This window comes from Nostoc sp. DSM 114161 (assembly GCF_052692665.1).
In genome coordinates this window covers 5,128,337-5,143,261 of record NZ_CP195141.1, presented here as the reverse complement: position 1 = coordinate 5,143,261, position 14,925 = coordinate 5,128,337, and the positions used below count along the sequence as shown (strand labels likewise).

The following is a 14,925-nucleotide window of genomic DNA, read 5'->3' as shown; positions in this document are numbered from 1 at the left end:
TTCTCTTTCCCCCCACACTTCCCACACTCCCCACACTCCCCACACTCTCCACACTCACCCAAGATATCGTTGCAATAGGCCGATCGTGATTTCCGGCACTTCCAAATGAGGTAAGACTCCGGCATCTGCGATCGCGTAAAATTTTTGAATTGCGTTTGTATTTGAATATGCTAATCTTCGTCCTGATTTGATGCTAGTAAATTGTGCTTTTTCTCCCCAAAATATCACCGTGGGAATTGTTAGTTGTTGAATATATAAACTCAAATCAAAATAAAGATCGCCGCGCAAAAATGCTAAAGCGGCAAACTTAGCATTAGGTTGTTGGGCAGAAGTTAAATAAGCTTCTACCATTTCTTGGGATACTCGTTGTGGCTTGGCAAAGAGAAAACTTTCTAAAAAGTTTCGCACTGCGATTTCATTTTCTGCACCCAGACTATAAATCAAATCGTCTAGCACTGGTGTATTGATGACTGAAAGCGGAAGCCTGCGCCCACTACCTTGTCCAAAGTCATTAAATCCAGAGGGACAGACCAAAAATAATCTTTGGAATAAATTTGGTTGGGTAATGGCTAGGCGGATAGCAAAAGCCGCTGTGAGGGACGAGGCTACTACTGTGACTGGTTGGTGACAAGTTTGGATGATAAATTCAGCGATCGTATTCAAATAATCTTTAATTTGATAATCTCTGACTGGATGAGCCGATTCTCCCCAACCGATTAAATCGGGCGCTAAAATTTGATAATTCGAGGCAAAAGCCGGGTAAACTTTAGACCATTCATATGCAGACGCGCCACCACCAAAGTTATGCAGAAATAGAAGTGGCGGTAAATTTTCAATGTCAGCAAGCGCCCAAGGTGCATTAGTTTGGGTGTAATAAACCATTGCCCCTAAGGATGTATGAATGACTTTGTGTCCGAAGCCAGGAGGTTGAAACTTAAGCATAAAATTAAAGATTGAGCTTCATGGGTTCGTTGATAATTGATAATTCATAAATCATAATTCAACACCTAATAATCAGAGCTATAACTTAGACTTATTGCAGAAGTGGGTAAAGGGGAAAGGATAGAATTTTCTCTTTACCTTTTACCTTTAACCTTATCTCAACATGTTGTAAAAGTTACTTTTGCAAGATATTTCTTATATCATTGCTATATTTATTCATCTATTACTCTGATTATTTAATCATCAAACAGAATTCAGGAGTCAGTCGTCAGAATACAGGAAAGGTATTTTGTGCGACTGGCGGATAGAGCCGCGATTCGCCGTGTCCGCGTTCGCGTAGCGTCTCGTAGAGAGCGTCAAGATTGCTGAATTATGAATTCTGTATTCTTCTTCAATTTGGTTGTTGAATTATGACTCCTGAATTCTGAGATTTATTGTTGCTGTTGGTCGCTATCTTTTGTAATTTGAGCAAGTTGATGGAGATTACCACCCTTAATGCGATAAGCTGCCCCAAAACCGACAACAAAACGACCTTCACTGGGAGTTAGCTGAAAAATCCGAAAATCAGGCAAGCCTCGCAAAATTTCTATAATTTGACCAAATCGCTTTTGAAATTGGTCAACAATTTGATTCCACTTGTCGCTTTCGCGCTCTATCAAAGTTACCGCGCAATCAAAGCTCAAACGGGTACGGGCAAAAATTTGGTTGCTTTTGGCTTCATCCTCAATAAACAAAACACTAACATGAGGATTGGCATGGAGATTTTTGGTATGAGTCGCCAGACCACTGACATAAATATAAATATTCTTAGCATCATCCATCACAAAGGGAGCATAACTAGCATTAGGTATTCCTTCTGCGCTAACGGTGCTAATAATTATACTTTCAAATTGTTCGGGAAACTTTTCGTACTCAGCTTGAATGTTTTCTAGTTGGCTCATAAGTAAATTACCGTTTAATAATTCAAAAGGAACATGTCCTTACTAAAGTCACAAATACATCCATTACTTTAGTCATGGTAAAAGCATACACAATATATAAATTCATTGGTAAAGTAATAATAGTTAACAATAGTTCAAGGCAGACAATTAAAATTAATTTCGTAGCAAAATTCGTTCATTTTTCCATCATTTTTGTTTTCTATGTGTAGATTAATTGGCTACCTTGGCAACGGTATTCGGCTCGAACAATTGTTGTATAAAGAAGAACATTCTCTTTATAGGCAAAGTTATAATCCTTTAGAATTAAAGTCTGGAGTCGTGTGTGGAGACGGTGCTGGTGTAGGCTGGTACGATGAAGCGGGAAAATCATTTATTTACCGTAACACTATTCCACTGTGGAACGATACAAATTTGCAAGAATTAAGCCAATACGTACAATCTAATTGCACTGTAGGTTATGTTCGACTAGCTGGAATGGGCGAATCGCTTGACATTAGTAACTGCCAGCCCTTCCGTAGTGAAAAGCTTTTGTTTGTCCATAATGGTGAAATATCGAACTTTAAACAAACACTCTATAGACCTATACGTGATGGACTTTCTGATTCAACATACCATTTGATTAAAGGTATGACAGACTCAGAACACATTTTCGCTATGCTAGTAGAAATGTGGCAGTCATCTTTTGATAGTAATCTTTTGTCAGCTCTAAGTATGACGCTGCAAACATTGGCTGATTTAGCTCAAAAATACGATACCACATTTACTTCCAATTTAATTGTTAGTGATGGTCAAGCAATGGCGGCTGTTCGCTATGCTTATGGTACAGAAGCGCCTACTCTTTATTGGTCTTACGATGAAAATAATCCAAACGGAGTTATTGTTGCATCTGAACCTTTGTCTAAGCAAAATTGGATAAGCTTTGAAGAACAAAGCATTTTATTAGTTGAAGCAGATTCATTGATACCAAAAATTATACAGATGGATTTGCCGTAATCTTAATTTCTCGATAAGCGTGATGTACAAGGTAGGGGCGCATAGCTATGCATTGATGCCAACTTAAGCTAAAATTGCCCCACAATCGTTTTACCCCACCCCCAACCCCTCCCCTTGCTAAGGGGAGGGGCGATTTTGGCTTTAGACAAAATCGGGGTGGGGTAACGCGGATCTTGATGGTAAGTGAGAGAACTGAATATGAGATTAAATCTCTGCCTACTGATGGTGTCGTCAATCCATTGCCCCAAGATATTGTAGTGCAATTGAGTTAGCACGCAGTCAAAGCAAAAAAGTAATTTGAGCGATCGCTTTAAATTGAATCATTTTTACTTTTGGCACAAACAATAGTGGAGAGCGCATTGGAGCTTAATTACTGAAATTTTCGATCGTGGCTAGGCTGTGTTTTGTTAATTTGTGCGAGCGGGGCAATCTGTTTGTCATAAAACTCAGGAGATGATGAAAATGACAATTAATCGTGGTATATGGCAGCAACCAGGTGAAGGTGATAGTTATTCAGTAGCAGGCGATGTAGCCACCTTTAAAGCTACGAGCGAACAAACAAGTGGCAAGTATGCACTGTTTGAAGTAGTAGTTGCACCCGAATTAGGCCCGCCGCCACATATTCATAGCCGAGAAGATGAAGCATTCTACATTCAAGAAGGTTCGTTTGAGTTTTATCTTGACGAACAAACAGTTGTAGCAACTCCCGGAACATTTTTGCATTCTCCCAAAGGCCAACTCCATAGTTTTAAAAATATAGGTTCTACACCAGCCAAAATGCTGATTTGGACTGCTCCAGGCGGAATAGAAAAGTTTTTTGCACGAGTCGGAACTAAAGTCGAGAATTCGTCAGTTCCACCCTTGCCCATAACTCAAGAAGTGATTGACCGAATATTAGCAACCGCTCCTGAATATGGAATTACAATTGTTCTTCCTCAAACTAACAATTCTCCATAAAATTGGATCTTTGCTCATGGGGTTTTTCCCACGAGCAAACATAGCCGTAAACTTTGCTGCGAGTGAATAAAGCGATCGCACTTGAACCGGAAGCGATCTTAATGGATGAATCGGCATCATCTCTTGATAAGAGATTTAAACCTATGAATTTTACTCACAACAATCACAAAAATAATTGCACCCCGCATTTCAAAAAATGTCATCGGCGGACAGAACAAGTTGAAATTCAAGTGCAAGATGACCGCACGGGGATGGATGCAGTAACGCTCAAACGCGCTCTTTTAGATAACCTCTACTACATCCAGGCCAAGGATCGAGACTGGGCGACTGCACATGATTACTACATGGCGTTGGCGTATACTGTACGCGATCGCCTATTGCAACGGTGGCTCAAAACTGTAGAACAAACCTATTTCCACAAAAATATCAAAATCCTCTGTTACCTATCTGCCGAATATCTAATTGGGCCGCAGTTAGGGAAAAATTTAATGAATGTGGGACTCTATGAAGAAGCTCGTAATATTCTTCAAGAATTAGGCTTTAATCTTTATGATGTGTTGGAACAAGAAGACGAACCAGCATTAGGTAATGGTGGTTTAGGACGACTGGCGGCTTGCTTTTTCGATTCTCTTTCTAGTCTAGAAATGCCTGCTATTGGTTACGGTATTCGTTACGAATTCGGGATTTTTCAGCAAGTAATTCAAGACGGATGGCAGGTAGAACGTCCAGATCGCTGGCTAAGATTTGGTAATCCTTGGGAAATTCCTCGTCTCGATTATATTGTAGAAGTCAAGTTCGGCGGACACACCGAAGCTTACACTGACGAACGCGGACGCTATCAAGTACGTTGGATACCAGAGCGAACCGTGTTAGGCATACCCTACGATACGCCAATTTCGGGTTATAACAGCAATACAGTGAATACGCTACGCCTGTGGAGTGCCAAAGCCAGCGAAGATTTTAACTTGCAGATTTTTAACTGTGGAGACTTTACCCGGGCCGTAGCAGATAAAGTGTATTCCGAAAATATTACCAAAGTCCTTTATCCGAACGACCAAAACTATCAAGGAAAAGAACTTCGTTTAGAGCAGCAATACTTTTTTGTTTCTTGCTCGCTGCAAGATATGATTCGCAATTACCTACTTACACACGAAAGCTTCGACGAGTTCCCGACAAAATTTGCTATCCAAATCAATGATACCCATCCAGCTATTGGTATTGCAGAAATGATGCGGTTGTTAGTAGATATTCATCAATTAGATTGGGACCAAGCTTGGAATATTACTGAGAATAGTTTTGGATTTACTAATCATACTTTGCTATCAGAAGCATTAGAACGTTGGAGTATTGGTTTATTTGCTCATCTGTTACCCAGACATTTAGAAATCATTTTTGAAATTAACAGTAGGTTTCTAGCACAAGTTCGTCTCAAATATGGCGACGATGATCGGAAAATAGCTCGACTTTCACTGATTGAAGAAGGTGCAGAGAAAAAAGTCCGTATGGCACACCTCGCTTGTGTAGGTAGTCACGCTATTAATGGTGTTGCTGAATTACATACCGAACTCCTAAAACACAATTTGTTCCCAGATTTTTATCAATTGTTTCCGGAAAAATTTAGTAACAAAACTAATGGTGTTACTCCCAGGCGTTGGATATTACTTGCCAACCCGAAACTAGCACTGTTAATTACTAAGAAGATTGGCAAAGGCTGGATTAAAAATTTAGATGAACTCAAGCAACTAGAAGCATTTATCGATAATGCAGATTTTCGCCAGTCTTGGTGGCAAATTAAATCTGAAAACAAGCAAGATTTAGCAGAATATATTTTGCAAACAACTAGCATTGAGGTAAATATCAATTCTCTGTTTGATATTCAGGTCAAGCGGTTGCATGAGTACAAACGTCAACATTTAAATATACTGTACGTTATCACTCTCTACAATCGGATCAAGAAAAATCCCAACCTCGATATAGTACCGCGAACTGTAATTTTTGGTGGAAAAGCAGCACCGGGTTACTCAATGGCGAAGTTAATCATAAAGCTAATTAATTCTGTTGCTAATGTCATTAATAACGATTCTGATGTTGGTTCCAAGCTAAAAGTAGTCTTTTTACCCAACTACAATGTTTCGTTAGCACAGCGAATTTATCCTGCTGCTGACCTTTCCGAGCAAATTTCCACTGCTGGAAAAGAAGCTTCTGGGACAAGTAACATGAAGTTTGCCATCAATGGAGCGTTAACAATTGGTACGCAGGATGGAGCAAATATTGAAATTCGCGATCGCGTCGGTGCAGAAAACTTTTTTCAGTTTGGATTAACTGCTTCTGAAGTTGCTCAATTGAAAGCGCAACAATACAACCCGTGGAACTATTACAACAATAATCCCGAACTCAAACAAGCGATCGATCTAATTGCTTCTGGTTATTTTTCTGATGGAAATACAGGCTTATTTCAGCCATTAATAGATTCCTTAAAAAACCAGGACGAATATATGTTATTCGCAGATTATCAATCTTATATCGAGTGTCAAGAAAAAGTTAGTCAAGCTTATCAAGAACGCGAAAAATGGATAAGGATGTCAATATTGAATGCTGCTCGCACTGGTTATTTTTCCGCAGATCGTACCATTCGTGAATATGCCCAAGATATCTGGGATCTTCAGCCAGTGATGATTAATTTAAATGATAGTCAAGAACAAAATGCAGGCGTGAAAGTAAAACAACCGCTGTACAGTGTCTAATTACAGCGTTTTTCAAGTAAATAAACTACAGCTAGGGGCGAGCAGATGTTCGCTCTAACAATTATCTTTATTATGACTTACGCATTGACAAAAAATAATAAATATGCGTTATTTAAAAACCATATTTGTCGTAGGGGCACAGCACTGCTCATAGGTGTCAACTTAACGTGAAACCCTTATAAAGATGTGATATTCAGTTCTCTAACTTAGCATCAAGATCCGCGTTACCCCACCCCGGCTTTGCTGACGCAAAACCTCCCCTCCCCTTAGCAAGGGGAGGGGATTGAGGGGTGGGGTAAACGGCTGTGGAACAAAGCTTTGGGCTTGGCTTTGTGGAAATTTATCTGTTAAGGCAGCGCAGCAGCACCGCCTCTGCAAGTATCATACGTTAAGGAAATGTGGTATTAAGTACTTTTCTAAATCTCCAGAAATCTGAGATAATACTGACAAGTTACATAGTTCCTAGTTTTGCTTTTTGCTAGATAAGGGATTTACAAATAAAAATATTCAACTCTTCTTGTGGAGTGGGCGTTTTGCCGGGCCGTAATTCAGTGCAGAAAAGGTGTCCACCTTATAAGTAATAGTAATCGACCTATTAGTAATTCCTAATAGCAATAATATTTTGCTGCAAAAAAATGGCTCACACTTAAGGCAAAAAGCAATTCATATATTTTTCCATTCTCTATTCCCTACTCTCAATTTTCTTATGCGAAAACAATTTCTGACCACAGGGTTTTTTCTGTTGTCTTTGATGTTTCCACTCAAAGTTTCAGCACAGAATTATGACGATATCTATGTCTTTGGTGATAGTTTATCTGATACAGGTAATGTATTTAATGCCACAAATAGGGTTATTCCTCCAAGCCCAACTTATTTTAATGGACATTTTTCCAATGGCCCAGTTTGGGTAGAGTATCTCGCCTCTAAGTTAGGGTTAACTTTCAATCCCAAAAATAATTTTGCCTTTGGTGGTGCGACTACGGGATCGGATAACTTAGGACTAAGTTTTTTACCAGGATTAAAGCAACAAATTAATGAATTTACAACACTAAATAAATCCGCCGATCGCGACGCCCTTTATATTATTTGGGCAGGTGCTAATGATTACCTTAAATACTTTTTTGATGAAACTCCTAACCCAACAGAGTCTGTAGCTAATTTATCCTCAGCAATAACTTCACTGACTGCGGTGGGTGCTGAAAATATTCTAGTAGTTAACTTACCAGATTTGGGAAAGTTTCCAGTCACAGGTGGCAATATTCAAACAGCAAGCATACTAAGCAGTTTCACGAATGCACATAACTCTAATTTGGCCGCAACTATTAACTTGTTGAATCAGCAACTAAGTCCTGAAGCTAATATTATTCCTTTCGATATTAATTCTTTATTTAATCGCATCATTGCAGATCCAGACGAATTCGGTTTCACAAATGTCACTGATTCTTGTGTTGGAGAATTATCGGTAGTGCCTATCGAAGTTCCGGTAAAGCCAGTTGTCTGCGAACCAGACAAGTTTTTATTCTGGGATGAAATCCATTCCACAACCGCAACTAATCAGCTAATTGGAGAATTCGCATTTTTCGCCCTCAAGTCAGCTTCTGTTCCTGAATCTTCTACCCTGTTAGGAGTGTTGGCAGTTAGCGGTTTATGTGTATTATCGCCTCGCAAACGCTGTAGCTATCAGTCAGTGCAAAAGAAACCAATCAAAAAGGAAAAAGTACCTGGATAATCGAGCAACTGTATTGAAAATTCACGCAGGTATATGTTGGGAAAGTGCGATCGCATTTGCCAACGGTGATAGAGTATTAGTGCTGTGTTTAGTAAGCAGACGTGATGCTAAGTGCGATCGCATTTGCCAACGCTGATACAGTAATTCCTCAGTTACAAAAATAGCTTTATCTCAAAACAACTAGTAAAAAATAAAAAAAGAAACTTTCCAGCCTCACTGAACTCTATTTTTGTATAACCGCGATTTGTAATCGCCAGGATTAGGTGGAATATCTAAATAAATGTGCAATCACTCTAACCTTTCACTTGTGAAATCAGGTTTAATTTTTAGTGCTTGGTTATAGGAAGCGATCGCTTCTTCATTGCGTCCTAATTCCTTTAGCACAATCCCCCGGATGTACCAAGTTATGTGGTCATCAGGTTTAATTTTTAGTGCTTGGTCGTAGGATGCGAGTGCTTCTTCATGGCGTCCTAAATCTTTTAGCACAATTCCCCGGATGTACCAAGCTATGTGGTTATCAGGCTGAATTGACAGTGCTTGGTCATAGGAAGCGATCGCTTCTTCATCGTGTCCTAATTGATAGAGTGCAAGCCCTCGCAAGCTCCAAACTGTGTGGTCATCAGGTTCAATTGACAATGCTTCGTCGTAGGATGCGATCGCTTCTTCATCGCGTCCTAATTTACATAGCGCAATTCCCAAGTTGTAACAAGCTTCGTGGTCATCAGGTTGAATTTCCAAAGCCTTGTTGTGGGATGCGATCGCTTCTTCATAGCTTCCTAAATTACGTAGCACAATTCCCCGGCCGTTCCAAGCTTCATGTTTATCTGGGTTAAATTTGAGTGCATTGTCAAAGGAGGAAATCGCTTCTTCATTGTGTCCTAAATTCCGTAATGCATGACCCATCAAGTACCAAGCATGATGATCGTCAGGTTTAATCACTACTGCCTTGTCAAAGGAGGAAATCGCTTCTTCATAGCGTCCTAATTGATAGAGTGTAATCCCTCGCCAGATCCAAGCTATGCAGTCATCAGGTTGAATTGACAGTGCTTTGTCGTAGGATGCGATCGCTTCTTCATAGCTTTCTAAATTACGTAGCGCAATTCCCCGGCCGTTCCAAACTTCATGTTTATCTGGGTTAAATTTCAGTGCATTGTCAAAGGAGGAAATCGCTTCTTTATTGCGTCCTAAATTCCGTAATGCATGACCCCTCAAGTACCAAGCATGATGATCGTCAGGTTTAATCACTACTGCCTTGTCAAAGGAGGAAATCGCTTCTTCATAGCGTCCTAATTGATGGAGTGCAAGCCCTCGCAAGCTCCAAACATAGTGGTAATTAGGTTGAATTGACAGTGCCTTGTCAAAGGAGGAAATCGCTTCTTCATAGCGTCCTAATTGATGGAGCGCAAGCCCTCGCAAGCTCCAAACATAGTGGTAATTAGGTTGAATTGACAGTGCCTTGTCGTAGGATACGATCGCTTCTTCATTGCGTCCTAATTTATTCAGCAAATAGCCATAACACTTCCAAGCATTGCGGTAATCTGGTTTAACTTTCAAGGCTTCTGTGAACGAGGCGATCGCTTCTTCATTGCGTCCTATTTTCTCTAGCGCATACCCCAGGTTGTACCAAGCTTGGTAGTCATTAGGTTTAATTTCTACTGCTTTGTTATAGGAAGCGATCGCTTCTTCATAACCTTGATAATATTCTTCTCCAGCAGACTGTAATTTTCCTAAATTAATCAGTAAATCATATTGGCGATCGGGTGTTTGATTATCTTCTGCTATTAATTCTTGAATTGCTATTATTTCTTGAGTTCTTTCTTCTCTTGTTAAACTGAGATATTTTTCAGAATCTATATCCTTAATAATACGTGATGATTCTTTTTCTAAAGTTTCTGAATCTATTGGAAATTCAAACAATCCAGAACGCCAATCAAAAAAATCTGGGGCACGTTGAATAAAATATTTAATTGCAAATATCGGTAGCAAGAACACAAAACAAATATTAAATTTATCTTTCAACCGTTCTCGCTGTTGGTTGAGGTTAATTAAAACAGGTGGTACACCCTTCCAACTGTATGAATAAATATCTCTACTATTCCACCCCATTAATCTTTTGCATTCTTCATATTCATAAAAAGAATGCTCTAATCCTGTAATAAATAAAATGTTTATCTTTTCTTTATTTTCCAAAGAATCAATTATTTCATATAAATTAGTGACAGCTTGCTCCAGCCGTAAAACTTCAATATTTTTATTAGTAATATTTTCTTTTACTTTATTAATTAACTGCACACCCTCTGCCGGAGAGCAACGGACAAATAATAAACCAAACCCTTCTGTAAAATTCAGCGTGCGGACTAAGGCTTGATATTCTTCATTTATTTCTGATGGTAAATCCTTATCCCAATCAGTCAGTTCTAGGGTCATAATCTTAGCCGTGTAATATCTGATAGCCTACGGTCGTAGCCTTTGTTCCTATAGCAGCACCCTTCTAAAATGTTGCATTTTTGCAAAGGTATTGTGAATGATACAGTGATTTATTTTTATCATGGATACAGTCGATTAAAGGTATCTTGAAATTCTTTAATTCCCTTAATTAGAGGATGAATATCATACCAAACTTGACTTTCTCCTTCTCGATTTAAATAACGATATTCTAAAATACAGCGATTAAATAATAAGCCTCGATACAATGGATCGTTTTCTATTTCTTTAGAATGATACACAGTTGCCAGTGCTTCCCATTCATTAGCAAAAACTGTATTTCGATAAGTATTTCGTAACTCGCTCATTGAGCGCTGTAAGGCTCGGTTAGGAATGGGTAGGCTGTTAGTGTATTTAATCGCCTCCTTCATTAATAATAATAAATTTCGCACATGACCTCCACTCATGAGGCATAGTCTTTCTAAAGCTTCCCGCTGCTCAAACATATCCACCACAGATAAACTAGAGTCTATCAAACTCAGACGTTTTTGCAGTATTTCTATAACTTTATTAATACCGCGTTGATAGGGTTGATTTTCAGGCGTTTGCACCATAATCATCGGCAATACCTGAGTATTACCATAGATATTAGCTAGGTCTGCGGCGCGACTAGAATACAGCAAAGAAATGGGTACTGTATAAAGCAAATGGCAATCTAAAGCTTGGAGTTGTTCGCTACGGTCGATAAAAATTTGGTCGTGATTGGTGCGTCCATCTTCTTGAGGTATAGGTACAATTCGGTCTAAGTTATCAGCAATTAATACAAGTTGAGAATATCCTGAAGGTAAGTTTTTTTTAGCATCTTGAATAAACTCATTTAAAGCTGCAATCAAAGTAATTGTATGCGGATTGACACGCTCCCGAATTTTTTGGCGTTGAGTAGGTTCTGTTCGCAAATTTGCTGTTAATTTGGCGAATTGGGCAATTTGCCCTTCTATACTTAAGCTTTGTAAGGAGACTTCAGTTAATGCCAAATCTTTTAGATCTTGCCAACGCTCATTTAACCAATTCAATAAACTAGCTGGAGAAGTGCTATCTTTTAATGCATCTAATAAATGGCGCGTACAAGCTAAAAGAATATCAGTATATTGAGCATCTTCTGGATCGATATCTTGTTCATCGGCGGGAAAATAAACAACAAAGCAACCTTGCTCATCTAAATATTTCTGAAGCCGCAGTAATTCTGTAGATTTTCCAGCACCGCGATGACCTGCATACAGTTGAGAGGTCATTCTGTCTGAATACAAAATTTCTCTACCTACTTCTACTAATATGTCACCATCTCCCCGCACTTCTGTACAATCAACGTAAGCGGGATCTCCTGCGGGTAAGGGGCGAAATGGATCGAAAACATTGTATATCCGCTTTAAAAAAGCAAAATCCTGGATCATAAATCTAAATTTCTCAGATTAGCGCCATATTATCGCAAACTTACAGAGATTGCTCCCCTCCCCTTACCAAGGGGAGGGGTTTGGGGTGGGGTGTTAGGGACTTTTGCAAGAGATCTATTGAATTCGGGCAGTCGTTTATTGAATTCGGGCAGTCGTTTATTGAATTCAGGCAGTCGTTTATTGAATTCGGGCAATCGTTTATTGAATTCGGGATGTCGTTTATTGAATTCGGGCAATCGTTTATTGAATTCGGGCAATCGTTTATTGAATTCGGGCAGTCGTTTATTGAATTCGGGCAGTCGTTTATTGAATTCAGGCAACCACCCATAATGCAGAACTTTAGTCTTGCCGCGCTATTACTGAAAGAATCAACCTCAAAGGCTGAATTAATGGCACAGTGATGTCAATCCAAAATCCAAAACTTGTACTGAGCGTTCGCGTAGCGTCTCGTAGAGAAGTCGAAGTATCCAAAATAGTATCACCTTGGAACTGGCACTTGATTGATTACCGAGGCAATTACCGCGTCAATTTGTAAACCATCCAGCATTGCTTCTGGTTTCAAAATCAGTCGATGACGTAGTAATGGCGATGCAACTGCTTTGACATCATCTGGTGTTACAAAATCCCTTCCAGTAAACCATGCTAGGGCTTGAGATGTCTGCAACCAAGCACCAGCGGCGCGAGGCGATGCACCCAAAGTTAAGTCGGGATATTGACGCGATACTCTCACTAATGCCAACAAATAATCTACGATCGCTTCTGATACTTTAACTTCTTTGACTGCTTGTCGTGCTTCCAAAATATCGGCTACTGTGGCTACTGGTTTCAAACGGCTAATATCTAAGCGTTTTGCTGCAAACCCCGCCTGACGATTGAGTAACATTTGCTTTTCAGCAGCTTGGTCGGGATAATCTACTACTAGTTTAAATAAAAATCTGTCTAACTGTGCCTCTGGCAAAGGATAAGTCCCCTCAAATTCTAGGGGATTTTGGGTTGCGATCGTCCAAAATAAATCCGGCAATGGTAAACTTTCACCATCCAAAGTTACTTGCATTTCTTCCATCGCTTCTAGCAGCGCCGCTTGTGTTTTGGGAGGAGTACGGTTAATTTCATCTGCTAGCAGTACTTCGGTAAATATTGGCCCTTTTTTTAAAGTGAAATTCCGGCTATTCAAGTCAAAAATATTTGTACCAGTGATATCTGAAGGTAAGACATCTGGTGTTAGTTGAATTCGGCGAAACTCACCTTGAATTAACTGTGCTAATACTTTTACTAATAAGGTTTTACCAGTCCCCGGCACTCCTTCTAAAATTATGTGTCCTCCCGCTAACAGCCCCACTAAAAGTTGTTGTATGAGGCTAGATTGTCCGACAATTACTTGGTTAAGATTTTGACCAAGGCGAATTAAAATAGAATGGGTTTCGTTCATAATATTAATTTGGTATTTGTCATTAGTCATTAGTCATTAGTCATTTGTAGGAATTACGAATTACGAATTGCGAGTTAATCTTATACTTCGCCATTTTCCCAACCAGCTTAACAGCTCTTGTTCGCTAATGGGCTGTTTGTGCGATCGCAGCTTTAAAACTGCATCCAAATCCGCGGCACTTGCACCTGTTTTTTCTACCCAGACATTAATTAAAGTTTGGTGTTCTAGCGGTATTTGACCCAATCCCAAGGCTTTTTGGAGTTGCAATTGTTCTTGTTTACCTACCATATCAATTACAAAGTCGGTGGTATCAGCTTTTTGCAACACCAAGGCTAAGGCTTGGATATATGCCTCGCTGTTGTCTGTAACTTGTGTATCTAAAGTGACTGGTTTGCCAAAACGGCGATTCTGCGCCCAAATTAGCACCAATAGGACGATAGCTACTTGGATTGAGATTGGAAATAAAGGGGTTTTAGCAAAAAAATTAGACAAATCTCCTTCGCTTTCTTTCTCTCTGACATCAGGATCTTTATAGCCGTGAATGTATTCATCGACAAGTATTGTGTTACTATTTTTGTTGACTAAATCGGCTAAATAATTAAAATTACTTAAATTATCTTGATAGGCGTTGGCGGCTAAATAAGGAGTGGTAGAAAAAATTACTTTGCCTTGCTTATATGTTTCTTGCCAGACAATAGCACCAAAGCGATCGCCTAAATCAATTTGCTTTTGGTTAACTTTTCTATTTCGCCTGCGCGTCTCAATTTTAATATCGCCTTGGGAGGATTTTTGCAGGGTGCTAAAGTCTGCTTCTGTAACTCGTCCCCCAACGCCTAAAATTACTAAAGTATTTCCTTTTTCCACCCATTCCCGTTCTTGAATATCGAGGCTTGTACCTCTGGAATAAGTGCTAACCTGTAAAAAGGTAGTTGGGCTGTTCTGTGGCTGAATTTCACTAAAAGGTTTTTGCCAGCGCTTAATTGAAACTCCTTGTTGTTGCATAAAGTTATACCAAGCACCGTAGCCATCGGGAGCGCGATTATAAGTAGAACCGAGAGTAATTTTGGTATTATTAGGAGCTGCTACTAAAGTCAGTAAAACGATCGCTGCAATTGCGATCGCTCCCATCCAAGCAAGGCGATTTGAACGTTTCATTTTCTAGTTTCAGTAATGATAATATTTCAGGTGGGATTTTTGGACTTGTGTAGGCATTAGTTGGAAGTACGGTACATTGGCTGTGGCAATCATAACTAATTAACAGAACATGATATGAATGAAATTTACAGATCGCTATACTGAAAAACTGTAATAACAG

The 14,925-nt window shown here is 39.4% G+C and carries 11 protein-coding genes; 5 read left to right on the top strand and 6 right to left on the bottom strand.

Translation table 11 applies throughout. The features are described from left to right. Positions 1–54: 54 nt before the first annotated feature. Positions 55–942, bottom strand: a complete 888-nt coding sequence (locus NSTC745_RS21960) for an alpha/beta fold hydrolase (protein WP_445632836.1) — start codon at positions 940–942, stop codon at positions 55–57. 431 nt (positions 943–1,373) lie between these two features. Then, entirely contained in the window at positions 1,374–1,883 is a 510-nt protein-coding gene (locus NSTC745_RS21955) for a HugZ family pyridoxamine 5'-phosphate oxidase (protein ID WP_445632835.1), read from the bottom strand. A gap of 201 nt (positions 1,884–2,084) precedes the next feature. On the opposite strand from NSTC745_RS21955, the gene egtC reads away from it, so the two are divergent. The 5 genes from egtC (at position 2,085) to NSTC745_RS21930 (ending at position 8,442) form a co-directional block, all read left to right on the top strand. Then, on the top strand, positions 2,085–2,876 hold the full coding sequence (gene egtC, locus NSTC745_RS21950; protein WP_445632834.1) for an ergothioneine biosynthesis protein EgtC: 792 nt from the start codon (positions 2,085–2,087) through the stop codon (positions 2,874–2,876). Positions 2,877–3,338: 462 nt separating this feature from the next. Beyond that, entirely contained in the window at positions 3,339–3,833 is a 495-nt protein-coding gene (locus NSTC745_RS21945) for a quercetin 2,3-dioxygenase (protein WP_445632833.1), read from the top strand. Positions 3,834–3,976: 143 nt separating this feature from the next. Next, positions 3,977–6,577, top strand: coding sequence for a glycogen/starch/alpha-glucan phosphorylase (locus NSTC745_RS21940; protein ID WP_445638660.1), 2,601 nt, complete (start codon positions 3,977–3,979; stop codon positions 6,575–6,577). Between the two features lie 706 nt (positions 6,578–7,283). Beyond that, positions 7,284–8,306 carry an SGNH/GDSL hydrolase family protein gene (locus tag NSTC745_RS21935; RefSeq protein WP_445632832.1) on the top strand — a complete coding sequence of 341 codons (1,023 nt, stop codon included), beginning with the start codon at positions 7,284–7,286 and terminating at the stop codon, positions 8,304–8,306. 13 nt (positions 8,307–8,319) lie between these two features. After that, positions 8,320–8,442, top strand: coding sequence for a hypothetical protein (locus tag NSTC745_RS21930; protein ID WP_445632831.1), 123 nt, complete (start codon positions 8,320–8,322; stop codon positions 8,440–8,442). A 152-nt stretch (positions 8,443–8,594) separates the two neighbouring features. Here the strand turns inward: NSTC745_RS21930 and NSTC745_RS21925 are convergent, their stop codons facing one another. The 4 genes from NSTC745_RS21925 to NSTC745_RS21910 all read right to left on the bottom strand — a co-directional run bounded on the left by NSTC745_RS21925 (position 8,595) and on the right by NSTC745_RS21910 (position 14,765). After that, positions 8,595–10,733, bottom strand: coding sequence for a tetratricopeptide repeat protein (locus NSTC745_RS21925; RefSeq protein ID WP_445632830.1), 2,139 nt, complete (start codon positions 10,731–10,733; stop codon positions 8,595–8,597). Between the two features lie 119 nt (positions 10,734–10,852). Further along, positions 10,853–12,181, bottom strand: a complete 1,329-nt coding sequence (locus NSTC745_RS21920) for an ATP-binding protein (protein ID WP_445632829.1) — start codon at positions 12,179–12,181, stop codon at positions 10,853–10,855. 478 nt (positions 12,182–12,659) lie between these two features. Then, positions 12,660–13,610, bottom strand: a complete 951-nt coding sequence (locus tag NSTC745_RS21915; protein WP_445638659.1) for an AAA family ATPase — start codon at positions 13,608–13,610, stop codon at positions 12,660–12,662. Between the two features lie 60 nt (positions 13,611–13,670). Further along, positions 13,671–14,765, bottom strand: coding sequence for a DUF4350 domain-containing protein (locus NSTC745_RS21910; protein WP_445632828.1), 1,095 nt, complete (start codon positions 14,763–14,765; stop codon positions 13,671–13,673). Positions 14,766–14,925 lie beyond the last annotated feature (160 nt).

Excerpts from the sequence above, each read along its gene's own strand:
- NSTC745_RS21960 (WP_445632836.1), bottom strand. The coding sequence starts at position 942 with ATGCTTAAGTTTCAACCTCCTGGCTTCGGACACAAAGTCATTCATACA.
- NSTC745_RS21955 (WP_445632835.1), bottom strand. The coding sequence starts at position 1,883 with ATGAGCCAACTAGAAAACATTCAAGCTGAGTACGAAAAGTTTCCCGAA.
- egtC (WP_445632834.1), top strand. The coding sequence starts at position 2,085 with ATGTGTAGATTAATTGGCTACCTTGGCAACGGTATTCGGCTCGAACAA.
- NSTC745_RS21945 (WP_445632833.1), top strand. The coding sequence starts at position 3,339 with ATGACAATTAATCGTGGTATATGGCAGCAACCAGGTGAAGGTGATAGT.
- NSTC745_RS21940 (WP_445638660.1), top strand. The coding sequence starts at position 3,977 with ATGAATTTTACTCACAACAATCACAAAAATAATTGCACCCCGCATTTC.
- NSTC745_RS21935 (WP_445632832.1), top strand. The coding sequence starts at position 7,284 with ATGCGAAAACAATTTCTGACCACAGGGTTTTTTCTGTTGTCTTTGATG.
- NSTC745_RS21925 (WP_445632830.1), bottom strand. The coding sequence starts at position 10,733 with ATGACCCTAGAACTGACTGATTGGGATAAGGATTTACCATCAGAAATA.
- NSTC745_RS21920 (WP_445632829.1), bottom strand. The coding sequence starts at position 12,181 with ATGATCCAGGATTTTGCTTTTTTAAAGCGGATATACAATGTTTTCGAT.
- NSTC745_RS21915 (WP_445638659.1), bottom strand. The coding sequence starts at position 13,610 with ATGAACGAAACCCATTCTATTTTAATTCGCCTTGGTCAAAATCTTAAC.
- NSTC745_RS21910 (WP_445632828.1), bottom strand. The coding sequence starts at position 14,765 with ATGAAACGTTCAAATCGCCTTGCTTGGATGGGAGCGATCGCAATTGCA.